This is a genomic window from Pedococcus bigeumensis, assembly GCF_039531795.1.
Taxonomy (GTDB): domain Bacteria; phylum Actinomycetota; class Actinomycetes; order Actinomycetales; family Dermatophilaceae; genus Pedococcus; species Pedococcus bigeumensis.
Genome location: NZ_BAAAQS010000001.1, coordinates 1,318,923 through 1,345,108, shown reverse-complemented (window position 1 = coordinate 1,345,108; position 26,186 = coordinate 1,318,923). Strand labels below are relative to the sequence as shown.

General features: G+C 71.7%; 27 protein-coding genes. 8 read left to right on the top strand and 19 right to left on the bottom strand.

Annotated features, from left to right (window positions below):
- Positions 1-5 precede the first annotated feature (5 nt).
- From secF to pdxT, 8 genes are all read right to left on the bottom strand, one after another.
- The gene (gene secF / locus ABD262_RS06470) at positions 6-1,172 is read right to left on the bottom strand and encodes a protein translocase subunit SecF (protein ID WP_344132872.1); all 1,167 of its coding nucleotides are present in this window, start codon (positions 1,170-1,172) and stop codon (positions 6-8) included.
- Positions 1,169-2,962: a protein translocase subunit SecD gene (gene secD, locus ABD262_RS06465; RefSeq protein WP_344132869.1), complete on the bottom strand. Its 1,794-nt coding sequence runs from the start codon at positions 2,960-2,962 to the stop codon at positions 1,169-1,171. Before secD ends, secF begins: the two co-directional genes overlap by 4 nt.
- Positions 2,963-2,974: 12 nt before the next feature.
- Complete coding sequence (yajC, locus tag ABD262_RS06460) at positions 2,975-3,313, bottom strand: preprotein translocase subunit YajC (RefSeq protein ID WP_344132866.1); 339 nt, start codon at positions 3,311-3,313, stop codon at positions 2,975-2,977.
- A 165-nt stretch (positions 3,314-3,478) separates the two neighbouring features.
- Positions 3,479-4,582, bottom strand: a complete 1,104-nt coding sequence (gene ruvB / locus ABD262_RS06455; RefSeq protein WP_344132863.1) for a Holliday junction branch migration DNA helicase RuvB — start codon at positions 4,580-4,582, stop codon at positions 3,479-3,481.
- 3 nt (positions 4,583-4,585) lie between these two features.
- Entirely contained in the window at positions 4,586-5,188 is a 603-nt protein-coding gene (gene ruvA / locus ABD262_RS06450) for a Holliday junction branch migration protein RuvA (protein WP_344132860.1), read from the bottom strand.
- Positions 5,185-5,724: a crossover junction endodeoxyribonuclease RuvC gene (gene ruvC / locus ABD262_RS06445; RefSeq protein WP_344132857.1), complete on the bottom strand. Its 540-nt coding sequence runs from the start codon at positions 5,722-5,724 to the stop codon at positions 5,185-5,187. Before ruvC ends, ruvA begins: the two co-directional genes overlap by 4 nt.
- Positions 5,725-5,840: 116 nt before the next feature.
- Positions 5,841-6,602, bottom strand: a complete 762-nt coding sequence (locus tag ABD262_RS06440) for a YebC/PmpR family DNA-binding transcriptional regulator (protein WP_344132854.1) — start codon at positions 6,600-6,602, stop codon at positions 5,841-5,843.
- Positions 6,599-7,207 (bottom strand): pyridoxal 5'-phosphate synthase glutaminase subunit PdxT, encoded by a 609-nt coding sequence (gene pdxT / locus ABD262_RS06435; protein WP_344132851.1) that lies wholly within the window; start codon positions 7,205-7,207, stop codon positions 6,599-6,601. The genes ABD262_RS06440 and pdxT overlap by 4 nt, the downstream gene beginning before the upstream one ends.
- Before the next feature lie 67 nt (positions 7,208-7,274).
- On the opposite strand from pdxT, the gene ABD262_RS06430 reads away from it, so the two are divergent.
- Positions 7,275-7,820, top strand: a complete 546-nt coding sequence (locus ABD262_RS06430; RefSeq protein ID WP_344132848.1) for a GNAT family N-acetyltransferase — start codon at positions 7,275-7,277, stop codon at positions 7,818-7,820.
- On the opposite strand, the gene ABD262_RS06425 is transcribed toward ABD262_RS06430, so the two are convergent.
- Both ABD262_RS06425 and ABD262_RS06420 read right to left on the bottom strand, forming a co-directional pair.
- Positions 7,807-8,913 carry a class I SAM-dependent methyltransferase gene (locus ABD262_RS06425; RefSeq protein ID WP_344132845.1) on the bottom strand — a complete coding sequence of 369 codons (1,107 nt, stop codon included), beginning with the start codon at positions 8,911-8,913 and terminating at the stop codon, positions 7,807-7,809. The genes ABD262_RS06430 and ABD262_RS06425 overlap by 14 nt on opposite strands.
- Positions 8,914-9,065: 152 nt before the next feature.
- Positions 9,066-10,604 (bottom strand): LuxR C-terminal-related transcriptional regulator, encoded by a 1,539-nt coding sequence (locus ABD262_RS06420; protein ID WP_344132842.1) that lies wholly within the window; start codon positions 10,602-10,604, stop codon positions 9,066-9,068.
- A gap of 96 nt (positions 10,605-10,700) precedes the next feature.
- Here ABD262_RS06420 and kynU point away from each other — a divergent pair, with 96 nt between their 5' ends.
- Entirely contained in the window at positions 10,701-11,936 is a 1,236-nt protein-coding gene (gene kynU / locus ABD262_RS06415) for a kynureninase (RefSeq protein WP_344132839.1), read from the top strand.
- Positions 11,937-12,007: 71 nt separating this feature from the next.
- On the opposite strand, the gene pdxS is transcribed toward kynU, so the two are convergent.
- From pdxS to ABD262_RS06385, 6 genes are all read right to left on the bottom strand, one after another.
- The gene (gene pdxS, locus ABD262_RS06410) at positions 12,008-12,919 is read right to left on the bottom strand and encodes a pyridoxal 5'-phosphate synthase lyase subunit PdxS (protein ID WP_344132837.1); all 912 of its coding nucleotides are present in this window, start codon (positions 12,917-12,919) and stop codon (positions 12,008-12,010) included.
- A gap of 279 nt (positions 12,920-13,198) precedes the next feature.
- Entirely contained in the window at positions 13,199-13,786 is a 588-nt protein-coding gene (locus tag ABD262_RS06405; protein ID WP_344132834.1) for a hypothetical protein, read from the bottom strand.
- Positions 13,786-14,973, bottom strand: coding sequence for a glycosyltransferase family 4 protein (locus ABD262_RS06400; protein WP_344132831.1), 1,188 nt, complete (start codon positions 14,971-14,973; stop codon positions 13,786-13,788). Before ABD262_RS06400 ends, ABD262_RS06405 begins: the two co-directional genes overlap by 1 nt.
- Positions 14,970-15,932 (bottom strand): phosphatidylinositol mannoside acyltransferase, encoded by a 963-nt coding sequence (locus ABD262_RS06395; protein WP_344132828.1) that lies wholly within the window; start codon positions 15,930-15,932, stop codon positions 14,970-14,972. The genes ABD262_RS06400 and ABD262_RS06395 overlap by 4 nt, the downstream gene beginning before the upstream one ends.
- A gap of 14 nt (positions 15,933-15,946) precedes the next feature.
- Complete coding sequence (pgsA, locus tag ABD262_RS06390) at positions 15,947-16,561, bottom strand: phosphatidylinositol phosphate synthase (RefSeq protein WP_344132825.1); 615 nt, start codon at positions 16,559-16,561, stop codon at positions 15,947-15,949.
- Between the two features lie 7 nt (positions 16,562-16,568).
- Positions 16,569-16,997: a thiol-disulfide oxidoreductase DCC family protein gene (locus tag ABD262_RS06385; RefSeq protein ID WP_344132821.1), complete on the bottom strand. Its 429-nt coding sequence runs from the start codon at positions 16,995-16,997 to the stop codon at positions 16,569-16,571.
- A 36-nt stretch (positions 16,998-17,033) separates the two neighbouring features.
- Here ABD262_RS06385 and ABD262_RS06380 point away from each other — a divergent pair, with 36 nt between their 5' ends.
- Together ABD262_RS06380 and ABD262_RS06375 are read left to right on the top strand one after the other, a co-directional pair.
- The gene (locus ABD262_RS06380; protein WP_344132818.1) at positions 17,034-17,522 is read left to right on the top strand and encodes a hypothetical protein; all 489 of its coding nucleotides are present in this window, start codon (positions 17,034-17,036) and stop codon (positions 17,520-17,522) included.
- Positions 17,519-18,406 (top strand): hypothetical protein, encoded by an 888-nt coding sequence (locus ABD262_RS06375; RefSeq protein WP_344132815.1) that lies wholly within the window; start codon positions 17,519-17,521, stop codon positions 18,404-18,406. Before ABD262_RS06380 ends, ABD262_RS06375 begins: the two co-directional genes overlap by 4 nt.
- On the opposite strand, the gene ABD262_RS06370 is transcribed toward ABD262_RS06375, so the two are convergent.
- Positions 18,303-18,872: an HIT family protein gene (locus tag ABD262_RS06370; RefSeq protein ID WP_344132812.1), complete on the bottom strand. Its 570-nt coding sequence runs from the start codon at positions 18,870-18,872 to the stop codon at positions 18,303-18,305. The genes ABD262_RS06375 and ABD262_RS06370 overlap by 104 nt on opposite strands.
- An 18-nt stretch (positions 18,873-18,890) precedes the next feature.
- On the opposite strand from ABD262_RS06370, the gene ABD262_RS06365 reads away from it, so the two are divergent.
- Both ABD262_RS06365 and ABD262_RS06360 read left to right on the top strand, forming a co-directional pair.
- Positions 18,891-21,281: a GNAT family N-acetyltransferase gene (locus ABD262_RS06365; RefSeq protein ID WP_344132810.1), complete on the top strand. Its 2,391-nt coding sequence runs from the start codon at positions 18,891-18,893 to the stop codon at positions 21,279-21,281.
- On the top strand, positions 21,278-21,568 hold the full coding sequence (locus ABD262_RS06360; protein ID WP_344132807.1) for a hypothetical protein: 291 nt from the start codon (positions 21,278-21,280) through the stop codon (positions 21,566-21,568). Before ABD262_RS06365 ends, ABD262_RS06360 begins: the two co-directional genes overlap by 4 nt.
- Here ABD262_RS06360 and thrS read toward each other — a convergent pair.
- Positions 21,559-23,544, bottom strand: coding sequence for a threonine--tRNA ligase (thrS, locus tag ABD262_RS06355; RefSeq protein ID WP_344132804.1), 1,986 nt, complete (start codon positions 23,542-23,544; stop codon positions 21,559-21,561). The two genes, ABD262_RS06360 and thrS, sit on opposite strands and share 10 nt — an antisense overlap.
- Before the next feature lie 208 nt (positions 23,545-23,752).
- On the opposite strand from thrS, the gene ABD262_RS06350 reads away from it, so the two are divergent.
- Positions 23,753-24,409, top strand: a complete 657-nt coding sequence (locus tag ABD262_RS06350; RefSeq protein ID WP_344132801.1) for an NAD(P)H-binding protein — start codon at positions 23,753-23,755, stop codon at positions 24,407-24,409.
- Complete coding sequence (locus tag ABD262_RS06345) at positions 24,406-24,918, top strand: GNAT family N-acetyltransferase (protein WP_344132798.1); 513 nt, start codon at positions 24,406-24,408, stop codon at positions 24,916-24,918. Before ABD262_RS06350 ends, ABD262_RS06345 begins: the two co-directional genes overlap by 4 nt.
- A gap of 13 nt (positions 24,919-24,931) precedes the next feature.
- Here the strand turns inward: ABD262_RS06345 and ABD262_RS06340 are convergent, their stop codons facing one another.
- Positions 24,932-26,152 (bottom strand): FUSC family protein, encoded by a 1,221-nt coding sequence (locus tag ABD262_RS06340; protein WP_344132795.1) that lies wholly within the window; start codon positions 26,150-26,152, stop codon positions 24,932-24,934.
- Positions 26,153-26,186: the final 34 nt, after the last annotated feature.

The window sequence follows — 26,186 nt, the reverse complement described above, 5'->3', positions numbered from 1 at the left end:
GCTGTTCACCGACGAGACCGCGGGGGACGCTTGGGCTGGTTTCGGGGGCCGCTGGTCGCGTACTTGTGGGTCTCCCGGACCGCACTGGTGCGCGCTGCGGAGGGGACGGTCTCGCGATCGGCGTCGGCCAGCTCGTCGGCGTCGGGCTCGTGCTGCACCGGTGCGGCGTCCGAGGCGGAGACCACGCCTCCGTGCCGGGCCTGGTAGCGCGTCGCCTTCTTGTCGAGGTCGATGACCGCCGGCTCCTTCATGCGCAGGTGCACCAGGAGCGGCGTGGCGATGAAGATCGAGGAGTAGGCACCGACGGCGATACCGACGAACAGGGCCAGCGCGAGGTCGAGCAGCGTGCCGGGGCCCAGGAAGATGAACCCGATGGCCAGGATGGACGCGATCGGCAGGAGCGCGACGATGGTGGTGTTGATCGAGCGCACCAGGGTCTGGTTGACAGCGAGGTTCGCGGCCTGCTGGTAGGTCAGCCTGCCGTTGCCCAGCGCCTCGGTGGTGTTCTCGCGGACCTTGTCGAACACGACGACCGTGTCGTAGAGGGAGTAGCCGAGGATCGTCAGGAAGCCGATCATCGTGGCCGGCGACACCTCGAAGCCGGCCAACGCGTAGATGCCCACGGTGATGAACAGGTCGTGGAGCAGGGCGACGAGCCCGGCGACGGCCATCTTCCAGGTGCGGAAGTAGAGCGCCATGACGATGGCCACCAGGCCGAGGAAGACCAGGAGGGCCTTCAGCGCCTTCTGGCTGACCGAGGCGCCCCACGAGGGACCGACGAAGGACGCCGAGACGTTGCCCGTGTCGGTCTTGAACTCGCTGGCCAGCGCCGACTGCACCGAGCGGATCTCGTTCTCGCCCAGCTTCTCGGTCTGCACGCGGATGGTGCCGGTCCCGACCTTGGTCACCTCGGCGGCACCGGCGTTCGGCACCGTCGCGACGGCGTCCTTGGCCCTGGCCTCGTAGTCCTGGCCCGAAGCGACCTTCGAGACCCGGAACTCCGAACCGCCACGGAACTCCAGGCTCAGGTTGAGCCCGTGCCAGACGAGGCCGAGCGCGGCGATCAGCACGAACACCCCGGAGAGTGCGTACCAGCGCTTGTAGCGGCCGACGAAGTCGACGGACCGCTTGCCGGTGTACAGGTCGTTGCCCAGTGCAGCGAAGTTGATCACAGCGCGCTCCCGTCGCTCGCGGTCCGTGCGTTGGTGGGCATCGCGACCCGTCCGCGCCCGGCATACCGGGGCTTCTGGGCCTTGGCGCCGAGGCGCTCGGGGTCCAGACCCGACCACTTGTGTCCGCCGCCGAAGAACTTCGTGCCGGACAGCAGCGCCACCAGCGGGTGGGTGAAGAGCACGACGATGAGCAGGTCGATCAGGGTCGTGAGGCCGAGCGTGAAGGCGAACCCACGCACGTTGGACGACGCCAGCAGGTAGAGCACGAAGGCGGCGAGGAAGTTCACGCCGTCAGCGGCCAGGATCGTGCGCCGGGCCCGCCGCCACCCCGTGTCGACGGCGGCGCGCAGCGGTCGTCCCTCGCGCACTTCGTCACGGATGCGTTCGAAGTAGACGATGAACGAGTCGGCTGTCACACCGATGGCCACGATCAAGCCGGTCACGCCGGCCATGTCGAGTCGGAAGTTGTGGGACCACCCCAGCAACGCGATCGCGACGTAGGTCAGCAGTGCGGCGATCACGATCGACAGGACGGTCACCAGGCCCAGGGCGCGGTACTGCGCGAGGGAGTAGAGGAAGACCAGTGCGAAGCCGATCACGCCGGCGATCAGACCCATGCGGAGCTGCTCGCTGCCGAGCGTCGGGCTGATCTGGTCGCGGGTCTGGAGGGTGAAGGACAACGGCAGGGCGCCGAACTTCAGCTGGCTGGCCAGCTGGCGGGCCGAGTCGATGGTGAACGAGCCCGAGATGCTGGCCCGGCCGTCGAGGATGGCAGCCTCGAAGTACGGCGCGACGATGACCCGCGAGTCGAGGGTGGCCGCCATCTGGTTGCGCGGCGACTCGAGCGCGACCATCCGCTTGCTCGCCTCGCCGTAGGCCTTGGTGCCCTCGGACTTGAAGGTCAGGCTGATCTCCACCGTGCTCGACGGCTGCCCGTTGGACAACGGCCGGTAGCCGGCCGCGGCGTCCTTGATCTGGTCACCGTTGACGACGACCGGGCCGAGGACGTACTTCTCGGCACCGTCGTCGCTGCAGGTCACGAGGGGCTTCGCGGGGTCGTCGACGATCTTGTCGGTGACGCCGGGCACCGAGCAGTCCAGCGCCTGGAAGGCCTTGGTCACGTCGTCGGTGATCCAGGCGAGGTCACTGGCGTTGGCCGGCTTGGACGACGAGCCGGTCGGGGCGGTGGTCGCGGTGCCGCTCGGGGCCGTGGTGGCGCTGCCGGTGGGCGGGGTGGTGCTCTTGACGAACGCGCCCGGCAGACCTGACTTCGCCGTGGTGGCCGTGCCGGTCGCCTTGGGCACCGTCCCGGTCGCGGTGCCGGTGGCAGTGCCCGTCGCAGTGCCCGTCGCAGTGCCGGTCGCAGTGCCGGTGGGGGTCGGCTGGTTCGTGCCGGGCGCGGTGGCCAGGACCGGTCGGAAGCGCATCTGCGACGACTTGCGGATGGCGTCCTCGGTGGTCTTGTCGAGGCTCTTGCCCGGCACGCTGACGACGATGTCCTCGCTGTTGCGCGTGGTCACCTCGGCTCCGGCGACACCGTTGGCGTCGACACGCTGCACGATGATGTCGCGGGCCTGGCTCAGCTGCTCGTTGGTGACCCTGTTCGTCCCGACGAGCACGGGCTTGAGCACCAGCTGGGTGCCGCCGTCGAGGTCGAGTCCCAGCTTCGGGGACCAGTGCGCGTCACCCCACGTGGTGGCCGCGAAGAGGAGGCCGTAGAGGCCGAGGGTGACGGCCGCCAGCGCTGACAGGATCTTCAGCGGCTTGCGGTTGTACGGGTTGATTGCCACGTGCAGGGACCTCTACTCGGTGGTGCCGGGTTCGACCGGGCCGGTCGGCGCCGTCTTGGTGCCGATGGCTCGCCGGTCGAAACGGACGGTGACCCCGGGGCTGATCTCCAGGGTGGCGGTTTTGTCATCGAGGGACTTGATGGTGCCGAACAGGCCGGAGGTCGTGCAGACCTCGTCGCCGACGGAGAGCGTCGCCTGCAGCGACTGCACCTCACGCTGGCGACGACGCTGGCTGAACACCATGAAGACGATCAGCAGGACGGGCAGCGCGAAGATCAGCAGGCTCGCGACCGGCGAGCCGCCGCCGGAAGCCGTGACCGCCGCCAGCGTGGCCGGCATGCCTAACGTCATGGAGCAGTCCCTTCGGGTTGGGGCAGGCGGTGTGCGGCGCCACGCAGTCGGGCACACGCAAGTCCCCGACTCCAGCCGGGGGACCGCCCGAGTGTAGGTGACGCACGGCATACCGACCAACGTGCCTCACCGTGGCTGCGTTCCAATTGTGACCTTTGGGGGTGGTCAGCTCCCGAAGCGGCCCTCGCCGGTGTCGAGCGGCAGGCTCGGCTGGGCGACGTGCCCCGCCGGCGGGGTGAGGCCGAGGTGCTCCCAGGCCAGGGCGGTGGCAGCGCGGCCACGCGGGGTGCGGGTGATGAAGCCCTCGCGGACGAGGAACGGCTCGGCGACCGTCTCGACGGTGTCGGCCTCCTCCCCCACTGCGACGGCCAGGGTCGACAGCCCGACCGGACCGCCGGCGAACCGCCGGCAGAGCGAGTCGAGCACGGCCCGGTCGAGCCGGTCGAGGCCGCGGTCGTCCACGTCGAAGAGCGCGAGGGCGGCATGGGCCGCTTCCTCGTCGACGACGTGGCGTCCGTGCACCTGCGCCCAGTCACGCACCCGGCGCAGGAGCCGGTTGGCGATCCGCGGTGTGCCACGGGAGCGGCGGGCGATCTCGGTGATCCCGTCGGTGTCGGCAGACACCTCGAGCAACCGGGCCGAGCGCTCGAGGATCGTGACGAGGTCGTCGGCGGCGTAGAAGTCGAGGTGTCCGGTGAAGCCGAAGCGGTCGCGCAGCGGGGCGGGCAGCAACCCGGCGCGGGTGGTCGCGCCCACGACCGTGAAGGCCGGCAGCTCGAGCGGGATCGCGGTGGCGCCGGGCCCCTTGCCGACGATGACGTCGACCCGGAAGTCCTCCATCGCGAGGTAGAGCATCTCCTCGGCCGAGCGCGACATCCGGTGGATCTCGTCGAGGAAGAGCACCTCGCCCTCCATCAGCGAGGAGAGCACGGCGGCGAGGTCGCCCGCGTGCTGGATCGCCGGGCCGCTGGTGATGCGGATGGGGCGCTCCAGCTCGGTGCCGATCAGCATCGCCAGGGTGGTCTTGCCGAGACCGGGCGGGCCGGACAGGAGCACGTGGTCGGGTGGGGTGCCGCGTCGGCGAGCGGCCTCGAGGACGAGCGAGAGCTGGTCGCGGACCCGCGCCTGACCGGTGAACTCGCTCAGCCGTCGGGGGCGCAGGGCCGCCTCGACGGTGCGCTCGTCGCCCTCGCTGTCGGCGTCGACCACGCGCGCCGTGGCGTCGACCGACGAGTCCTCGAACATCTCGGAGGAGAAGCCGTCAGCCATGACCTAGCGCCCCAGCTCGCGCAGGGCTGCGCGGAGCATCGCCGACACGTCCGCCCCGGCGGGCGCGGCTTCGGCGGCACGCGACACGGCGTCCTCGGCCTGCTTGGCGGAGTAGCCGAGCCCGACGAGGGCCTCGGCCACCTGGTCGCGCCAGGCGGCGCTGGGGCTCGCCGGGGCCGCGGTCGCCCCGGGTGCCGCGCCGGACGGCATGGCGAGCTTGTCGCGCAGCTCGAGCACGATGCGCTCGGCGCCCTTCCTGCCGATGCCCGGCACCTTGGTGAGTGTCGCGAGGTCGGAGCTGGTGACGGCCGCGCGCAGCCGGTCGGGAGCGAGCACCGAGAGCATGGCGAGGGCGATGCGGGGCCCGACTCCGGACACGGTCTGCACCTGCTCGAAGATGTCGCGCTCGTCGGCGGAGCCGAAGGCGTAGAGGGTGAGCGAGTCCTCGCGCACGACCAGTGTCGTGGCGAGCAGCGCCTCCTGACCGAGGTGCAGGGCCGATGCGGTGGCGGGAGTGGTGTGCAGGAGCATGCCGACTCCCCCGACCTCCACGACGACCCGGTCGAGGCCCACGTGGCGCACCGCGCCGCGGACGCTGGCGATCACCGGGCCACCGCGGCCCGGAGCCGGGCCTGCTCGGCGCGGGCCGCGTCCTGCAGGCGGCTCGTCGCCGCGCCCTGCCAGAGGTGGCAGATGGCGATGGCGAGGGCGTCGGCCGCGTCGGCCGGCTTGGGCGCGGACTCCAGTCGCAGCAGGCGGGTGACCATGGCCGTGACCTGCGCCTTGTCCGCCCGCCCGGACCCGGTCACCGCTGCCTTGACCGCGGTGGGCGTGTGCAGCTCCACCGGCAGCCCGCGTCGAGCGGCGGCCAGGAGCGGGATGGCGGAGGCCTGCATGGTGTGCATGACGCTGGCGACGTTGACGTCGGCGAAGACCTGCTCGACCGCGATCGCATCGGGCCGGAACCGGTCGAGCCAGGTGTCGAGCTCGGTCTGCAGGTAGAGCAGCCGCTCCGCGGTGGGCTCGGTCGCGGGCGAGCGCACGACCCCGACGGCCACCAGCCGGACCTGTCGGCCACGACCTCCCTCGACCACCCCGATGCCACACCGGGTCAGGCCGGGGTCGACCCCGAGTACGCGCACGACAGCTGCTCCCTCATCTCCCGACCACGGTGCCATCTGCAGCGCCGCGGGTCCGAACAAGTGTTCGGGTCGAACGCTACACACCGGTCCGCACCTGCAGGCGCAGCAACACGCCTCTACTCGTCGTCGTCCTCGATCTCGGCGAGCACCTCGTCGCTGATGTCACCGTTGGCGAAGACGTCCTGTACGTCGTCGGAGTCCTCGAGGGCCTCGATGACGCGGATCATCTTGCGCGCCCCGTCGGCGTCGAGCGGCACCTTGAGGTTGGGGACCCAGGACGCCTCGGCCGAGTCGTAGTCGATGCCGGCGTCCTGGACGGCCTTGCGGACGGCGACGAAGTCGGTCGCCTCGGAGATGATCTCGTAGGAGTCGCCGAGGTCGTTGACCTCGTCGGCGCCGGCCTCCAGCACCACCTCGAGGATGTCGTCCTCGGTCTTGTCGCCCTTGGGGACGATGACGACGCCCTTGCGGTCGAAGACATAGGACACCGAACCGGGGTCGGCCAGCTGGCCGCCGTTGCGCGTCAGTGCGGTCCGCACCTCGGCGGCCGCGCGGTTGCGGTTGTCGGTCAGGCACTCGATGAGCACGGCGACGCCGCCGGGGGCGTAGCCCTCGTAGGTGATGGTCTCCCAGTCTGAGCCGCCCGCCGTCGCACCGGACCCGCGCTTGACCGCGTTGTCGATGTTGGTGTTGGGCACCGAGGTCTTCTTGGCCTTCTGGATGGCGTCGTAGAGCGTCGGGTTGCCGGTGGGGTCACCACCGCCCGTGCGGGCCGCGACCTCGATGTTCTTGATGAGCTTGGCGAAGAGCTTGCCCCGCTTCGCGTCGATGGCAGCCTTCTTGTGCTTCGTGGTTGCCCATTTGCTGTGGCCGCTCATGCCTTGCCTCTCACGATCTCGACGAACAACTGGTGGAACCGGTGGTCACCGGTCACTTCCGGGTGGAAGGAGGTGGCCATCAGCGACCCCTGACGAACGGCGACGATCCTACCTGCGGCGGGTCCGTCCTCGACGCGGGCCAGCACGTCGACGCCCTCCCCCACCTCCTCGACCCACGGGGCCCGGATGAAGACGGCCCGCATGGGGGCGCCGCCGATGGCGCGGATGTGCAGGTCCTCCTCGAAGGAGTCGACCTGCCGACCGAACGCGTTGCGCCGCACCGTGATGTCGAGCCCCCCGAGGGTCTGCTGGTCCGGACGCGCGTCGGCGATGCGGTCGGCGAGCATGATCATGCCCGCGCAGGACCCGTATGCCGGCATGCCGGCTCCCAGCCTCTCGCGCAAGGGGTCGCGCAGCCCGAAGGCCCGGACCAGCTTGTCCATGGTCGTCGACTCGCCCCCCGGGATGATGAGCGCGTCGACCGTGTCGAGCTCGGTCGTGCGGCGCACGGTGGTGGCGCGCGCACCCGCTTGCTCCACGGCATACAGGTGCTCGCGCACGTCCCCCTGGACGGCGAGCACTCCGATGGTGGGCTGGTCGGTCACGCCCGGAATGCTACGGGCGCACGGACCGCCGCCTCGCCCCGGCCCGCCCCCGACCTACAGTGGCGCCATGACTGGCGCCGTGAGCGAGGTGGTGGTGCGGGAGCGCACCGGCGACGACATCCCAGCCCTGGCCGGCGTGCTGGCCGCGCAGCAGCCGCACTCGGGGTATCCCCAGAACTGGCCGCTGCCCTTCCCGGTCGAGTCGTTCATCGCGCGGGCCGACGAGGACGCGGCCTGGGTCGCCGAGCTCGGCGACCAGGTGGTCGGCCACGTCGCGGTGTCGCGCGTCGAGCCCGGCCTGGAGGCCGACCTGTGGACCGCGGGGGCGGGCCGTCCGCGCGAGGAGCTCGCCGCGGTCTCCGTGCTGTTCGTCGACCACACGGTCGTCGGCCGCGGCATCGGCACGGCGTTGCTCGCGCGGGCCGTCGGGGCGATCCGCGCGTCCGGCCGCACGCCCGTGCTCGACGTCGTGCAGGAGACCACCTCCGCCGTCGAGCTCTACCGGCGCACCGGGTGGCAGGTGGTCGGCGAGGGTCGTCCCTGGTGGCTCCCCGACGACCACCTGCCGGTGCTGTTCATGGTGCTGCCGGAGGGACCGCCTACCTCTGAGTGACGCTGCCTCGACGGGAGACGAAGTACGCGTTGAAGGGATCCTGCTCCAGCTCGTACTGCCGCACCTCGTCGAACCCGGCCTCCCGCAGCATCTGTGTCGCCAGCTCGGTGCCCCACACGGTTCCCAGCCCGTCGCCGTCCTGACCGAGCGACACCGACATGCAGTGCACGGTGGACACGGCGTAGAGGAAGCTGGCCCACGGCAGCTCAAGGTTGTTCTCCAGGTGGCTGGACGCCTTGATGTCGACCATGAGGAAGGTCCCTCCGGGGCGCAGCGACCGGCGGATGTTGGACAGCACCACGGCGGGGTGCGCCTGGTCGTGGATGGCGTCGAAGGCCGTGACGAGGTCGTAGGCCTCCTCGTCGACCTCGCCCGCGACGTCGCACTCGACGAAGGTCGCGTTGGTCAGCCCCCACTCAGCAGCCTCGGCGCGAGCCGGCCCGAGCGCGTCCGGGCTGAAGTCGAAGCCCGAGAACCGGCTGTTCGGGAACTCGCGGGCCAGCAGGTTCACGGCATGCCCCTCGCCGCAGCCGATGTCGGCCACGTCGATGCCCGCGCGCAGCCGGTCGACGATGCCCGTCAGGGGCACGATCGTGTCGAGGAGGGAGGCGTCGTTGACCGCGGCGCTGTCCGCGGCCTGCGCGTCGTGGAAGCCCGGGTAGTCGGCATAGGTCAGGCCGCCGCCCTGGCGGAAGGTGTCGAGCACCTTCGGCGTCACCTCACCCATGAGCGTGATCAGGCCCATCGTGCGAGCGATGTTGTCGACCCCGGTACCGGTGAGGAAGGGCGCGTGGTCCGGGGAGATCCGGTAGAGCCGGCCGTCGGGGTCGTACTCCACCCAGCCCGCGGTGACGACCCCGCCGAGCCACTCGCGGACGTACCGCTCGGTCAGCCCAGCCGCATCGGCCACCTGCTCGCTCGTCGCCCACGGCAGGGTGGTGAGGACATCGAAGATTCCGAGCTGGTGCCCGATGCTGCCGAGGACGTTGATCGCGCCGTCGTTGAGGATCTGGACCATGCGCTCGGCCACGGCACCTTGCGCGTCCTGGGTCTCGTCGGCCGTCGAGACGGCCGGCTCGTCGAGTGTGGTCATGGTGTGCTCCCTCCGGGTCCGGGTCCACCTCGGGCGGTGTGACCTCGTGCCCTCGACGCTAGGAGCAGCGGACCGGGTGACGCGTCGGGCGGATCGTGCAGATCGCGCCGGCCCCTGTGGTGCGGATGCTGCAGGCCCACGGCTCCTGCGGCTCAGACCCGTTCGCGCGCGGCGATGCCCTGCGAGCGGGCCCAGGCCGCAGCAGCGGTGCGGGTGGTGACGCCGGCCTTGAGGTAGATGTTGGCGAGGTGTCGACCCACCGTCTTGTCGCTGATGAAGAGCCGACTGGCCACCTCCCGGTTGCTGGCACCGGAGGCGATGCAGGCCAGGACCTCCACCTCGCGCGGGGTCAAGCCGGCCGGGAGGACCGGCCGGCTGAGCCGCGCGAGGTCGGTCACCGCTCCGAGCTGGCGGTAGATCTCCCTCGCGCAGGCGATCTCGGCCCGCGCGGCCGGCTCGCGTCCCAGGAGGCCGTGGGCTTCAGCGAGGCCTTCGTGCACCTGGGCGCTGGCATACCGGTAGCGCTGGTCGCGGTAGACCCGGGCGGCCCGCTCGAGGTGGGGGATGGCCTCGTCCGGACGCCCCTGGTCGAGCAGCACCAGCGCACGCGCCCGAGCCGCACCGGCCACCAGACCGGGGGTTCCATACCGCTCGGCGGTGGCCTCCGCCTCGTCGGCCAGCGCCTGGGCGTATGCCGGGTCGCCGCCCTCCAACGCGAGCCCCACCGCCGCACTGAGCAGGCGGGCGCGTTCGAGCCGCCCCCGCTGGCCCAGGCTGGCTCGGAGCGAGCTGAGGCCCGCTTCGGGACCGGACCGGTCTCGGGTCAGGAGCGCGAGGCCCGGCTGGGGGTCGACCCCGAGCGCCAGCGCGGCGTCGAACGCCTCCGCTGCAGCCTCCACCTCGCCGCGCAAACGTCGCACCTCCCCCAGCTCGTGGTACCCGGCGCCGGCGAGCCAGCCGTGCGACCCCACGAGTCCCTCGCTGCGGCGCCCGAGCTCGGCCTCGACGAGGTCCCAGTCGCCCTCAGCGGCGATGACCTGGAGCTGGTGGATGCGGGTCACCCCGGCATACATGAAGGTTGCGGACTGGGGTCTCGCCCAACGGTCCAGGGCGTCGGTCCAGGCCCGGACCCTGGCCAGGTCGCCCAGGCCCTCGCAGAGGTGGATCACCGAGCAGTAGATGTCACCGGACCAGAGCGGGGGCACCTGACCGGCCAGCACCGGGAGCATCGCCTCGTCGAGGTCACCGAACCCGTCCCTCGTGCGTCCTTCCCGCACCGCGGCGACGCCGGACAGCACGAGCGCGAAGCAGGCCAGCGCCGGGTCGGCGAAGGTGGTGGCCATGGTGGACAGGTCCGCCGAGGCGGACCACGCGGGCGCAGGGTCACCCTCGGTCTCCATCGCGATCGTCGCTTCGAGGTAGGCGAGGTAGCCGTGGTCCGCGGACGGCGGGCTGGCGGCCAGGAGCTTGCGGGCCCGGTTGAGCCACCCCGAGGCGACCTCGATGTCGCCGCGCGTCGCCCACTCGAGGGTGAGGGTGAGGGCCTGGTGCGCCGCCCCCGCGTTGTCCCCCGCCTCGAGCCGGCGCCGGTAGACCTGCTCGGACGCGGACATCGACGCCGCACCGTCTCCGCGCCACCACGCCGCGTCGGCCTCGCGTTCCAGCTCCTCGATCGTGGGTGTGCCCGCCATGTCCACCTCCCAGCGTCAGGGTACGCCGCACCGGCACCGGAACTCGTGGCCTCAGGTCCCTGACATCAGCCCCGGGGCCCCCTATAGGTTGCGGACATGACCGACCTTGCCGCCCGCGCCCGCGACCTCGACGCCCAGCACTCCGCGACCGACCGTCGCAGCGCCTTCCGCATCCCCGAAGGCGTCATCTACCTCGACGGCAACTCGCTCGGGGCCCTGTCGCTCGAGGCCGAGCGGACCGCCGCCGACGTGGTCACCCGGCAGTGGGGCGAGCAGCTCATCAGGGCGTGGAACGAGTCCGACTGGTGGGGCGCGCCCGAGCGCGTCGGCGACCGCATCGGCGCGCTGGTGGGGGCCGCTCCCGGCCAGGTGGTCGTCACCGACTCGACGTCGGTCAACCTGTTCAAGACCATCGTCGCGGCGTCGCGGATGCGCCCGGGTCGCAGCACCGTGCTGACCGACCCCGACTCCTTCCCGACCGACGTCTACATCACCCGGTCGGCCTGTGACCTGCTGGGCCTGACGCTCGAGCTCGTGCCCACCCCTGAGGCGCCGGCCCGCATCGCCGAGCTGGGTGACTCCCTGGCGCTGGCCGCCTACTCGCAGGTGGACTACCGCACCGGGGAGCAGTGGGACCTGCCCGCCCTCACCCGGGCGGCCCACGCGGTCGGCGCCCTGGTCTGCTGGGACCTCTGCCACTCCGCCGGTGCGATGCCGGTAGGGCTCGACGAGGGTGGAGCCGACCTCGCGGTCGGCTGCGGCTACAAGTACCTGAGCGGAGGCCCGGGCGCCCCCGCCTTCATCTACGTCCGGCGCGAGCACCTGGCCGACTTCGACAACCCGCTGGCCGGCTGGCAGGGTCACGCCAACCCGTTCGGGATGTCCACCGACTACGACCCGGCCGCCAGCATCACGCGGGCCCGGGTGGGCACCGCTCCTCTACTGAGCCTGCTCACGCTGGAAGGTGCGCTCACGGCATACGACGGGCTCTCGATCGAGGACGTGCGCGCCCGGTCGCTGTCGCTGACCGGGCTCTTCATCGAGGCGCTGGACGCCCTCGGCGTCGACCTCCCGCTCGCGACGCCCCGCGACGAGGCGCGGCGCGGCTCCCAGGTGAGCCTGCGGCACCCCGAGGCGTATGCCGTGGTGCAGGCGCTCATCGCCCGCGGGGTGATCGGTGACTTCCGGGAGGTCGACATCGTGCGACTCGGCTTCAGCCCGCTCTACCTCTCGCACGCCGACGTCGTCGCCGCGGCCGAGCACGTCGCCGCCGTGCTCGAGGGGCGCGAGTACGAGCGCGACGAGTTCCGCGCCCGCAGCACGGTCACCTGACGGTTCCAAGACACAGGACGGCGCCGGGTGGTCGAGCCACCCGGCGCCGTGCTGTGTCAGGTCGGTGGTGACTACCAGCCGCGCTCGGCCAGGCGGTGCGGCTCGGGGATCTCGTCGACGTTGAGGCCCACCATCGCCTCGCCCAGGCCGCGCGAGACCTTGGCGATCACGTCGGGGTCGTCGAAGAAGGTCGTCGCCTTGACGATCGCCTCGGCGCGCTGGGCCGGGTTGCCGGACTTGAAGATGCCGGAGCCGACGAAGACACCCTCGGCGCCGAGCTGCATCATCATCGCCGCGTCGGCCGGGGTCGCGATGCCACCGGCGGTGAACAGGACCACGGGGAGCTTGCCGAGCTCGGCGACCTCCTTGACCAGGTCGTAGGGCGCCTGCAGCTCCTTGGCCGCGACGAAGAGCTCGTCCTCGGGGAGGTTCTGGAGCTTGCGGATCTGCTGGCGGATCTGGCGCATGTGGGTGGTGGCGTTGGAGACGTCGCCGGTGCCCGCCTCACCCTTGGAGCGGATCATCGCCGCGCCCTCGGTGATGCGGCGAAGGGCCTCGCCGAGGTTGGTCGCACCACAGACGAACGGCACCGTGAAGTTCCACTTGTCGATGTGGTTGGCGTAGTCGGCCGGGGTCAGCACCTCGGACTCGTCGATGTAGTCGACACCGAGGGACTGCAGCACCTGGGCCTCGACGAAGTGACCGATGCGGGCCTTGGCCATGACGGGGATCGAGACGGCCTCGATGATGCCGTCGATCATGTCGGGGTCGGACATGCGCGAGACGCCACCCTGGGCGCGGATGTCGGCCGGGACCCGCTCGAGGGCCATCACGGCGACCGCTCCGGCGTCCTCGGCGATCTTGGCCTGCTCGACGTTGACGACGTCCATGATGACGCCGCCCTTGAGCATCTCGGCCATGCCGCGCTTCACGCGCGACGTGCCGGTGGTGGGCTGGCTGGGGGTGGTGGTGTCCGCGGACATGGGTCACTCCAAGAATGTGCAGGGCGCAGCGCAGGGGACGCGCTTCACAGCCGAGTTTAGTGGGTCCGGCAGGCGCACCCGACCCCGGCTCAGCCCCGCACCCGCGGACGACGTGTTGCGTCCTGCTGGTCAGCCGACCACCGTTTCGGGGCTTCCGTGCCCACTTGATGGCAACAAGTCACGGCGCGAGGGGACTTGTTGCGTCCTGCTGGTCAGCCGACCACCGTTTCGGGGCTTCCGTGCCCACCTGGTGGCAACAAGTCGGGGCGCGGGAGGAGTTCAGTCGCGGACGGCTGGCGGCAGCTCGTCGTCGAACTCGACGGTGCGCGGCAGGTCGGCGTGCCCGGCGAGGCGGAACAGCCGCACCACGGGCTTGCGGCGGACCCGGCGCACGTCGGTCACCGCGTCATTGAGGAACCGTCGCGCCAGCTGGACGCGGACCCCGGCGGCCTCGACCCGCTGGAGCGCGCTCGCACCGAGGGCGTCCGTGCCCTCGGCGCGCAGGCCGGCCACGACATCGGCGGTCAGGGCCGCCTGCAACGCCTCGGTGAGGTCGCTCTCGAGCACCTCACGGGCACCGAAGCTCTGGCCGTCGAGGAAGTCGTGCTCGAGCGCCCGCTCGTTGTGCGCCTCGAGGGACTCCGAGGCCGCCCCCGCCAGCATCAGGGCGCTGGCCGGGTCGACGGCCCCCGAGTTGGCCAGCTCGAGGGTGGCCTCGGCCCGACGCACCAGCTGGGCGTCCAGGGCGGACAACGCACCCTCGGCCCGGGTGTGCAGGCGGTCGAGCCGGGCCGCGCTGTAGGAGAGGTACCAGGCGACGCCGAGCAGCACCGCCACCACGACGACACCCCAGGTGAGTGTGTCCATCAGTCCTCGCCTCTTCGACGACCGCGCAGCAGCCGGGTCCACCGGGTGTCGAACGCGGCGTCGGACCGCAGCTCGTGGGACCCGTGCGTGACGGTCTCGTAGACCGCCATGACGTCCTCGGCCACGACTGACCAGTCGAAGACCCAGGCCCGGCGGTGCCCGATCTCGGCCAGGCGTTCGCGTTCGGCGCGGTCGCCGAGCAGCCGCACGAGGTGGCGGCCGAGGTCGGCGCCGTCCTCGTTCTCGAACGTGCAACCGGCCCGGCCGCCGTCGAGGACGCGGACGAAGGCGGGCAGGTTGCTCGCGACGACCGGGGCACCCGCGCTCATCGCCTCGACGAGCACGATGCCGAAGCTCTCGCCGCCGGTGTGTGGCGCTACGTAGAGGTCGACCGACGACAGCAGGGCGGCCTTGTCCTCGTCGCTCACCATCCCCAGGAACTCGGTGGCCGCGGCGACCGCCGGGTCGAGGCGCTCGCGGGCCGCCTCGACGTCGCCGGGCCCGGCGACGAGCACCCTGGTGCCAGGGTGCGCGGCCAGCACCGCGGGCATGGCGGCTGCGAGCACGGGAAGTCCCTTGCGTGGCTCGTCGATACGGCCCAGGAAGGCGATGGTCGGTGCGGAGACGGTGCCGGCCCAGCGTGCGGCCGGCAGGGCGTCGGCGAAGCGGGCGACGTTGACCCCGTTGGGGATGACGACGGCGTCGCCTCCCAGGTGGGTCGTGACGGTGCGGCGCGCGTCCTCGGAGACGGCGATCCGGCCGTTGATCTTCTCCAGGCTGGGGCGCAGCAGCGGGTAGGCGGCCTGCATGGCCCTCGAGCGCAGGTTGGAGGTGTGGAAGGTCGCCACCACGGGACCCTCGGCGGACCAGAGCGCGAGCAGGGAGATGCTCGGGGTGACCGGCTCGTGGATGTGGAGGACGTCGAAGTCGCCCGCCTCCAGCCAGCGGCCGACCCTCGCGGCGGTCAGGGGCCCGAAGTTCAGCCTGGCCACCGACCCGTTGTAGCGCACCGGGACCGACCGGCCGACGGACTCGACGTAGTCGGGCAGCGGGGTGTCGTCGTCGGCCGGGGCGAGCACCGACGCGTGGTGCCCCTGGCCGAGGAAGTGCTCAGCCAGGTCACGGACGTGGAACTGGACCCCGCCCGGGACGTCGAAGGAGTAGGGGCAGACGATGCCGATCCTCATGGCCACGTCCCGGTGGCGCGGGCGGGTCGAGCGGGCTCGTCGGCACGGGGGGTGAGGTCGTCGAGGAAGACGCGTTGGAGCATGTGCCAGTCGGCCGTGTGCTCGACGATGGCGGCCCCGAGCGCGTCGGCGCACTGCTGCGTCATGGCCACCGCCTTGGCGCGGGTCGCGCCCGTGGCCGGCACCTCGACCCGGTCGTGGAAGGTGATGACGGTGCGGTGCTTCCAGCTCGGCCGCTCGAGGCGTTCGTAGTGGATCGACACCGGGTGCAGTGCCGCCCCCGTGGCCAGCGCCAGCGCGGCGGGACCCGCTGCCATCTTCGTGCGGTGGCCGCACAGGTCGACCTCGACGCCGCGGTCGGTGAGGTCGCGGTCGGCGAGCAGGGGCATCAGCACCGGCTTGGTGAGGTGACCCCGGAGCTGCGCGAAGACGTCGCCACCGCCGGTCAGCGGGAGGATCGTCATGCCGAGCGACTCGCGGAAGGCGAGGAACTCCGCATACACCTCCTCGGGCTCGAGGCGCTCGGCGACGGTCACCACCGGCGCGAGGGCGGTGGTGCCCCAGGCGCCGGCGAGGTCCCAGTTGCCGAGGTGGCCGAGGAAGCAGACGACGGGTCGCCCGGCCGCGAGCTCGGCGCGCACCGGCCCGTCGCCCGCGACCCGCACCGAGGCCGCCACGTCGTCGGCGCTGCGGTCGGGCAGGCGGAAGGCCTCGCAGTAGTAGCGCAGGTAGGACCGCATGCCCGCGCGCACCAGCGCGTCGAGAGCCGGCCCGTCGAGGTCGGGGCGGACCTTCGCGTAGTTGCTCCGCAGCCGTTGCACGCCCTTGCCGTCGCGGGCGGTGGTGAGGTCGGCGATCCGTTCGAACACCGTGTATGCCGCGCGCTCGGGGAGCCGCCGCACGGTGCCCCACCCGAGGCGGTAGCCGCTGACGGCGAGGAGTCCGCCGAGGTCGGTCATGGCACCAGGCCGCTTCAGGAGGTCTGCCCCAGCGCCTGCTGGCGCACGAGCACGATCCGCTGGAGCACGGTGACGAAGCTGGCGACCGCGAGCAGGGCGAGCACGACGGTGAGCACCACCTCGGGCAGGCCGAGCCCGACGAGCCCGGTCGTCACGAGGACGGCGACCAGCCGGTCGGCACGCTCGGCGATCCCGACGTTGGCGGTGAAGCCCAGCCCCTCGGCCCGCGCCTTCGCGTAGGAGACGACGCTGCCGAGGATGAGACAGGCGAGGGCGAGCCCGGCCATCAGGAAGTCGTCGCCCCGACCGGCATACCAGAGCACGAGCCCGCCGAAGATGGCCGAGTCGCCCACGCGGTCGAGCGTCGAGTCGAGGTAGGCGCCCCACTTGCCGGACCGGCCGGACATCCGCGCCATGACGCCGTCGACGGTGTCGGAGAAGACGAAGAGCGTGATGACGACCGTGCCCCAGAAGAACTCGTGGCGGGGGTAGAACGCCAGCGCGCCGACGGACACGCCGAGGGTGCCGACGATCGTCACCACGTCGGGACTGACACCCAGCTTGAGCAGCAGTCGGGCGACCGGGGTGAAGATCTTCGTGAAGAGGGCGCGTGCGTACTTGTTGAGCATGGTGGGGTCAGCCTACTGAGGCTGAGCCCGTCTTCCCGGCCACCGGCCCGTCGGAGAGGTGCGTCGGGGCACACGCCGGGGTGCCACCCGGGAGGGCGTAGCGGTGGTCCGCGACCCAGGTGTAGACCCGGCCGGCCAGCCAGCTCACCCCCGGCAGCGTGACCAGGTGGCCGAGTGGCCGCCAGAGCGGGGCACCGTGCTTGAGCCCTTCGGCGATGGCCAGGTGGGCCGCGGCGACCGAGCCGTCCCGGCGCACGAACTGGGCCGCTTCGATGCAGTCGGCCTCGGTCAGGCCGAAGCGCGCGAGGTCGACCTGCTGCCAGGGCTCGACGTCGTAGCGGTTGCGGCGGTCGACCCACCGCGTGGCGAACCGTGCACTGGTCGTGCAGAACCCGCAGTCGCCGTCGAAGATGAGCAGTCCCCGCTCCATGTCCATGGTTCCAGTCTGTCACCCGCATGGGAGCATGACCGCGTGAGGGGGACGACCAGGGCGTTGGGTCCGTATGCCGTGCTGTGGCGGCTCGCCGTGACAGCAGCGGTCGTGACGACCGTGTGCCTCGGCACGTGGGTGGGCGACGACGACTGGTGGCCGTTCGCGCCGATGTCGCAGTACGCGTTCTCGGTGCGCAACGACGGGGTCATCAACTCCCTGACCATGGACGCCCTCACGGTGGACGGCGAGGTCGTCCGGGTGCCGCTCTCCAAGGAGATGATCGGCATCGAGCGGGCCGAGATCGAGGGCCAGGCGCCGCGGATCATCGCCCACCCCGAGCTGCTGCAGGACATCGCGGTCCTGCACTCACGACGCCTGCCCCACCAGCCCGCCTACGCCGTGATCTACCTGCGCAACACGTCCACGCAGATCGGCACCGGTGCCACCACGATCTTCACGCTCGCCTGGTGGACCGTCCGGGATCCCTCGCGACCCAAGCCCTCCGGCCTGCCGGGAGGCGCCGGGTGAACCGGGTGGAGTGGTCCGTCACGGCCTTCCTCGCGCCCGGGATCTCGCTGGCGCGAGTGGCTTGGCTGCGGCTCTTCGTCTACGCCTTCGTGTGGCTCGACGTGCTGTGGATCGTCACCGACCCCATCCCGCACGGCGACGTGCCCCCGAGCCTCTACCGCGGGCTCGAGGTCCGGTCGCTGCTCCACCTGCCGGCTCCTTCGCACGCCTACGTCCGGGTCCTCCTGGTCGTGGTCCTGGTGAGCTCTGCCATCGCGGTCACGGGTCGGCTGCCGAGGCTGGCCGGCTGGGTGTGCGCCGTCGGCGTGCTCGACTGGGTGAGCAACGCGTTCGCCTACTCCAAGGTCGACCACGACCACTTCGCCCTCGTGGTGGCACTCTTCGTGCTGCCCACGGTCGGCCGGGCCCGTCTGGCCGACGTCGACGTGAGGTCGCAGGCCGCGGGGTGGGCGATCCGGATGGTGCAGATCGGCGCGGTCTCGATCTACTTCCTGTCGGCCAGCGCGAAGATGCGCTTCGGCGGAGGGGGCTGGGCCAACGGTGCGACGCTCATCTGGGCGCTCACCAGGCGTCCCAACGGGATCGGTCCCTGGGTCGGGTCACACCCGGCGCTCACCCACGCGCTGCAGTGGGTCGTGCTCGTGGCTGAGTTCTGCTCACCGATCCTGTTGTGGCTCAGGGGAAGAGCGTTGTATGCCGCGTTGCTCTTCTGGGCCGGCTTCCACCTGAGCACCTACGTGATGCTGAAGATCCACTTCTTGCCGCTCGTGGTCTGCCTGCTCAGCTTCCTGCCGCTGGAGCGGCTGCCGCACCCGGCCAGGCTGCGACGAGCCGTGACCGCACGTCTTCGAGGAGCATCGGCAGCGCCTTCGTCTGGGCGATGACCGGCAGGAAGTTCGCGTCGCCTCCCCAGCGCGGGACGATGTGCTGGTGCAGGTGGGCCTGCACGCCGGCACCCGCCACGGCCCCCTGGTTCATCCCGATGTTGTAGCCGTGCGGTCCCGAGGCCTCGTCGATCGCGGCGATGGCCTCCTTGGTCAGCTGCGTGAACTCGCTCGTCTCCTCGTCGGTCAGGTCGACGTAGCGCGAGGCGTGGCGGTAGGGGCAGACCAGCACGTGCCCGGGGTTGTAGGGGAAGAGGTTCATCACCACGTAGCACGTGGCGCCGCGGTGCACGATGAGACCGGCCTGGTCGTCCTTGGCCGGAGCCGCGCAGAACGGGCACCCGTCGCCGGCGTCGTCGCTGGGGCGCTCCCCCGTCACGTAGGCCATCCGGTGCGGGGTCCACAGGCGCTCGAAGCCGTCCCTGGCCCCGGCGAAGTCCGTGTCGGGCTGCATGGCATCCGTCATGGCGTGATCCTATGAGGCGTGCCCTCGACCGCATCCGAGCCCACCATCCGTCGTGCCCGACCCGACGACGCGGCCGAGCTGGCCGAGCTGTTCTGGCGCGTGCGGGAGCAGTCGGTGCCGGCGATCCCCATGATCGCCCACCCGCGCGAGACCGTGCTGCCGTTCGTGCGCGACGTCCTGCTGCCCGGTTTCGAGGTCCACGTCGCGGTCCTCGACGGGCGGCTGGTCGGCTTCCTGGCCCTGATGGCTCCCGACCAGCTCGGTCACCTCTACCTCGACCGGCCGCACACCGGGCACGGGCTCGGCAGCCGCTTCGTCGAGGTCGCCAAGGAGCGGTTCCCCGAGGGGCTGCGGCTGTGGGCCTTCCAGGACAACCACAACGCGCTGCGCTTCTACCGTCGCCACGGGTTCGTGGCGCTGCAGTGGACCGACGGCGACAACGAGGAGGGCGCTCCCGACGTGCTCATGACCTGGTCGCCCTCGACGCCCGAGGGCTCCTGGACCGTCGTGGGCCACGCAGCTGCGGCGGACGGGCGCCCGGTCACCGTGCTCGAGGACCTCACCTCGGTCGACGGGCCGATGGCCTTCGTCGACGCCGACCTGACGTGGACGGTGCTCGCACGAAGGGTGGAACCGACCACCGGTCCCCCGACGCACCACGCCGCGAGCGACCAGGGCGGGCCCGACGGGGACGGATGGTTCGGCGGGCACTGCGCCGACGAGGTGCTCAGCAGCCCGGTGGACCTGCTCGGCCGGGAGCTGCTCGCCGGGGAGGACGACCCCGACCCCGCTCGGGTGGCCACGATGCTGCCGCCGGTCGAGGGCATGCCGACCTGGAGCTTCGTGGGGAGCCCGCTCACCGCCGACACGCTGGCCGTCACCGCGGACGGCCGCACCCCCACGGTCGACCCCGCCCAGGTGCTACCCCAGATCGCGTCGGCCCGTGCCGCCGGGCGGGTGCTGGCCGGGCTCGTCGGCGGCTGGCTCCCGGGGCTGCGCTTCGCCTTTCCGGACGGACCCGACCGCCCCGACGCGTGGTGCGAGGTGCTCGTCTTCGCGCCGGTCCACCCGCAGCGGAGCCATCCGACGGTGCAGCCGGTCTGGCACCGCATCACGCGGGTCGAGTCGGGCGCCGTGGTCTCGATGACCTGCCTCGACTCCTACCCGGCCGTCCACCCGCGCGGTGCAGCCGACCCCGACGCGCTGCACACCGCCCTGCTGGCCTTCCACGACGACTGGCACGACCGCACGGCAACCGCGGTGCAGGTCGACCTCCCCGACCGTCGCCTGGCCGACCTCGCCCGTCACGGCCTGGCCAGGGCGATGCTGACCCGCACCCGGGGTCTGCCGCGCTACGGCGTCGTCGACCGCGACTACGGCGGACCGGAGCACGACGGCTTCCAGGACACCTTCACCGTCGAGCTTGCGGCGGCGACCGACTGGGGCCTGCGCGAGCACGCCCGGACGGTCCTCGACACCTACCTCGAGCACTTCGTCCGCGACGACGGCTCGCTGGAGTACCGCGGCCCGGCCACGGGTCAGTACGGCCGCATGCTCACCGCCATCGCGCACCTGCATGAGTGCACGGCCGACACGGCGGCGTTGCTGCGTCACCGCGGGCGGATCGACGCCATCGCTGACCTGCTGCTCGACCGACGCCGGGAGTCCCTCGAGCTGGCTCCGGGCGACCCGGGGCACGGGCTGCTCGCCGGGTGGTGCGAGGCCGACTCCGCGCTGGAGGCCGAGCCCGACCGCTATGTCGTCCCCTACCTGTCCTCGAGCGCCGAGGCGGTGCGTGGCCTCACCGACCTCTCCCGGGTGTGGGCAACCGTCGGCGCCGAGCTGGACGACCTCGCCCTGGCCGACCGCGCGGCATACCTGGGCCGGCAGGCCCGGTCACTGGCGACCGACCTCGAGCGCGCGGTCACCCGCGACCTGCGCGCCGACCTCGACCCACCGTGGCTGCCCGTGGTCGCGGGCGCGAGCACGCCCTGGCACGAGGCAGTGATGGTCGATGCCGACGACCCACAGTTCCGGGCCTACCGGGCCAACGCCGAGCTGCTCCACTCCGGGTGCCTCACCCCGGCCTCGTCGGCAACCGCGAGCTGGCCGGTTTCCTCGCCCACGGGCACTTCCATGGGCTCCTGCAGCACGACAGGGTGCGCGAGTTCCTGCTCGGGCTGTGGACCCTCAGCGCCCACCACCACACCCGGGGCTCGTGGACCGCGCCGGAGACGCGACGAGTCCGCCCCGGCAGACCGGCCGCGCCGTACTGCGTGCCCGCCCAGCTGGCCGTGCCCGCCCTGGTGCGCTGGATGCTGGTCTTCGAGCAGCCGGTCGCCGACGAGCTCTGGCTCGCCCGGGCGCTCCCCCGCACCTGGCTGGCGCACGGGCAGTGCGTGCGCGTGACCGCGGCCCCCACGCGGTGGGGCCCGGTCGGGTATGCCGTGCGGTCCCTCCTCGACGAGCACCGGGTCGAGGCCTCCCTCACCCTGCCGGAGGCGACGCCGGTGGACACCTGGCTGCGGCTGCGCCTCCCGCTCGGGCACCGCATCGCGTCTGCCATGCAGGACGGCCGCCCGGTCCAGGTGGACCGGGCGGCCGAGGCCGTGCGTGTGGCTGGGCCGGCCGGCGCCGGTGCCACCACCGAGGTCGTCGTGGTCACCGAGCCGGACGACGGCGCAGGTCAGACCTGACGGCGTGAGGCGACCGCCTCGACGACCTCGGCGATCGCGTCGTCGATCGGCACGCCGTTCTTCTGCTCGCCGTCGCGGTAGCGGAACGACACCGCGCCGGCGCTGCGGTCCTCCTCACCGGCAATGAGCACGAACGGCGCCTTCGACTTCGAGGCGTTGCGGATCTTCTTTGGGAACCGGTCGTCACTGTCGTCGATCTCGACGCGAATCCCCTTGCGCCGCAGCTGGTCTGCCACGTCGTGGAGGTAGGGCGAGAACTCGTCTGCGACCGGGATGGCGAGCACCTGCACCGGCGACAGCCAAGGCGGGAAGGCTCCCGCGTAGTGCTCGACGAGGACGCCGATGAAGCGCTCGATCGACCCGAACTTGGCCGAGTGGATCATCACCGGCTCCTGGCGGGACCCGTCGGCCGCCTGGTACTCGAGCTGGAACCCGTGCGGCTGGTTGAAGTCGTACTGGATGGTGCTCATCTGCCAGGTGCGACCGATGGCGTCCTTGGTCTGCACCGAGATCTTCGGGCCGTAGAACGCCGCACCGCCGGGGTCGGGCACGAGGTCGACGCCGAACTTGGCAGCCGCCTCCTCGAGCACGCGGGTCGCGGTCTCCCACTGCTCGTCGGAGCCGATGAACTTGTCCTGCTTGTCGGCGTCCGACCCCCGCGTCGAGATCTCGAAGTAGTAGTCGTCGAGCCCGAAGTCCTTGAGCAGCCCGGTGACGAAACGCAGCAGGTGCTCGATCTCGGCCGGGGCCTGCTCGGGGGTGACGTAGGAGTGGCTGTCGTCCTGGGTCATCGCCCGCACGCGGGTCAGCCCGTGCACGACACCCGACTTCTCGAACCGGTAGACCGAGCCGAACTCGAAGAACCGCAGCGGCAGCTCGCGGTACGAGCGGCCGCGCGAGCGGAAGATGAGGTTGTGCATCGGGCAGTTCATCGCCTTGAGGCGGTACTCGGCGTGCTCGAGCTCCATCGGCGGGAACATGGTGTCGGCGTAGTAGGGCAGGTGCCCGGAGGTGTGGAACAGCCCGTCCTTGCTGATGTGGGGGGTGCCGACGTAGGAGAAGCCCTCCTCGATGTGGCGACGGCGGACGTAGTCCTCCATCTCGCGCTTGATGACCCCACCCTTGGGGTGGAACACCGCCATGCCGGAACCCAGCTCGTCGGGGAAGGAGTAGAGGTCGAGCTCGGCCCCCAGCTTGCGATGGTCGCGACGCTCGGCCTCAGCCAGGCGGTCGAGGTAGGCCTTGAGCTCGTCCTTGGTGGCCCATGCGGTGCCGTAGACCCGCTGCAGCTGCGGGTTCTTCTCGCTTCCGCGCCAGTAGGCGCCGCCGCTGCGCATCAGCTTGAACGCGTTGCCGAGCACCTTGGTGGACGGCACGTGCGGGCCACGGCACAGGTCGCCCCAGGCCCGGGACCCGTCGCGCTTGAGGTTGTCGTAGATGGTGAGCTGGGCTCCCCCGACCTCGACGTCTGCTCCCTCGGCGGCATCGCCTGCGGCTCCGCCCTTGAGTCCGATCAGCTCGATCTTGTAGGGCTCGTCGGCCAGCTCGACGGCCGCGTCCTCGTCGCTGACCTCGCGACGGGCGAAGGTCTGGCCCTCGTTGATGATGCGCTGCATGACCTTCTCGAGCGCCTTGAGGTCCTCGGGGGTGAAGGGCTCCTCGACGTCGAAGTCGTAGTAGAAGCCGTCACGCACCGGAGGTCCGATCCCTAGCTTGGCGTCGGGGTTGACCTCCTGCACGGCCTGCGCCAGCACGTGGGCGGCGCTGTGTCGCAGGACGTCCAGGCCGTCCTGCTCCTGGGCGGTGACCGCTTCGACCACGTCTCCGTCGGACAGCACGTGGGCGAGGTCGCGGAGCTCGCCGTTGACGCGCGCGACCAGGACGGCGCGGTCACCCTCGAACAGGTCGGCGGCAGTCGTCTGCTCCGGCACCGATCGCTCGTCTCCAGCGACGTTGACGGTGATCTGGGCAGACATGGTGGTGGCTTCTCCTGCTGGTCGGTGGGACTGCGCGGTGGTGGAGCGGTGGTGAAGCGGTGATGGGGCTGTCGGCATGCCGCACGCGAAGGCCCGCAGGGCGGCATACCGATGCTATCGGCCGCCCCGCGACCCCCGCGCGCGAGTTACCCGCGTCGGCTGCCGGCAGGCTCCCCGGCGGCCCGGGCGGTGGTGGTAGACAGGCACCATGATCGTCGTCATCGCCGGAGGCCATGGACAGATCGCCCAGCACCTCGAGCAGCGCCTGTCCGAAGCCGGTCACGAGCCGGTCGGCCTGGTGCGCAACCCGGACCACCTCGCCGACCTCGCCAAGCAGGGCGCCCGCGGCGAGGTCGTCGACCTCGAGAAGGCGACCGTCGACCAGCTGGCCGCCGCCGTCGCCGGCGCGGACGCAGTCGTGTTCGCCGCCGGGGCAGGCCCGGGCAGTGGCGCGGACCGCAAGGAGACCGTGGACCGGGCGGCTGCCGCCCTCCTGGCCGACGCCGCCGAGCAGGCCGGGGTGACCCGCTACGTCATGGTGTCGGCGATGGGCACCGAAGGGGCCGACCCCGACAGCAACGACGTGTTCCAGGTCTACCTGCGGGCCAAGGGAGCCGCTGACGACGACCTCCGCGCCCGCACCGGCCTCGAGTGGACCGTCGTCCGCCCGGGTCGGCTGACGGACGACGAGCCCAGCGGTCGGGTCACCCTCGGTGAAGGCCTCGACCACGGCTCGGTCACGCGTCGCGACGTCGCGGCCGTCCTCGCCGAGCTGCTCGTCACCGGGGCAGGCCGGGGCCGCACGGTCGACCTCGTAGCCGGTGAGATGCCGGTCGAGCAAGCCGTCGCCGCACTCGGCTCGTGACGGCCGCGACCCCTGACCCGCTCCCCGCGTGGGTCGTGGAGCAGGTTGCCTTCACCGACCCGCGGGTCCAGAGCCTCGTGACCGAGGTGCAGGACTACTACGTCCAGATCTACGGTGGGCCCGACGACTCCCCGGTCGACCCGACCGAGTTCGACGAGCCGCGGGGCCGCTTCCTCCTCGGCCTGGTGCACGGCTCCCCCGTCGCGATGGGCGGCTGGCGGCTGCGGCCCGAGCTCGATGCCGCGATCGGCGGCCGGTGCGCCGAGGTGAAGCGGATGTTCGTCTCCCCCACCCAGCGCCGCCAGGGGCTGGCCCGGCGGCTGCTGGCCGCGCTCGAGGACTCGGCCCGGACGGCGGGTGTCGAGGTGCTCGCCCTGGAGACCGGCACCATGCAGCCCGAGGCGATCGCGCTCTACGAGGCGCAGGGGTACGCACCCACGATCCGGTTCGGCCACTACGCCGACTCCGAGCTGTCGCGCTACTTCGCCAGACGCCTCGACGGGGGCTGACCCCGAGCCGGGTTCAGCGGCCGACGATGCGCTTCGGGGGTTTGCGGATCGGGCCGCTGTCGGTGGGCATGACCGCCGTGTCGCTGTGCAGCTCGAGCTCACGGATCAGTCGGTGGGCGTCGAGCAGCATGGCGCCGTAGGCCGGCCAGGAGCGCTCGTCCTCGAGCTCGGTGGTGCGGACGACGTGCTCCAGCTCGGTGAGGATCTCCTCGGCCGACCGCAGGTAGTCGCGGACCACCGCCTGCTCGTCGTCACCGTCCAGCCCGAAGTGGCTCAGGGCCCCGGCGATCTCGTCGAGCGCCCCCGCATAGCTCTCGAGGAAGCGCTGGGTCGGCGTCGGCTGGCTCGCCTCGTCATCAGCGGCGTCGACCAGGGTCCGGGCGATCCCGCTCACCTGCCACTGGCCGCGCCGGATCGCCTCGACGGTCTCCGCGTAGCCGGCCCAGTCGACCGTGACGCGGCGCAGGTTCTCACGCGGGTTGAACCGGGTGCTCTCTACCCCGGTCTCGATCGCGGCGTGGATGTCGGGTGCGGCCCGCAGGAGGTCGGTGCTGGTGTCGTACCACCCGCGGGCCATCTCGCCGTCCCAGCCATCGCGCAGGCCCGCGGCGATGTCGTTGAGCAGCTGGCACACCTGTCGGGTGAGGGCGCGGATCTGGTCGCGCGGCTGCTGGATGTGCAGTGGGGCCACCACGACCGCGTTGGTGAGCACGCCGATCACCCCGCCCGCCAACGTCTGCACGATGGTGAGGTAGGTGAACTCCATGTCGGTCCCGCCCACGGTGATGAGGGAGAGCAGCACCATGGTCGGCACCTGGATGCCGTGGTCCCCCAACCGGCGCCATCGCCCGACGAGGAGGGCGAGGGCCATGACCGGCAGCATGCTCCACCAATGGACTCCGAGCGTGGCCCCGACGAGCCACGCCGCGCTCATGCCGACGATGACCGCCACCAACCGCTGGGCGCTCGCCCAGAGGGACCGCACCATCGTGCGGTCGACCACGAGGAGAGCGGCCATGGGTGCGTAGAAGGGCGCCGGGCTGTGCAGGACCCGCACCGCGAACTGCCAGGCCAGGACCGTCGCCAGGGCAGCCTTGCCCATCAGGAGCGCGGCGTCGCGCTCCGGCCCGGCACGGCGCACGGCCTCACCGATGGCGCGCACGGAGCTGCGGGCGGAGGCGCGCAGGGCCCCGAAGCGTGGTGACGGGAGCGGCCCGTCGGGTGAGGGCTCCATGCTGTCGACCCTAGGGGCACCCGACCCGGACTCC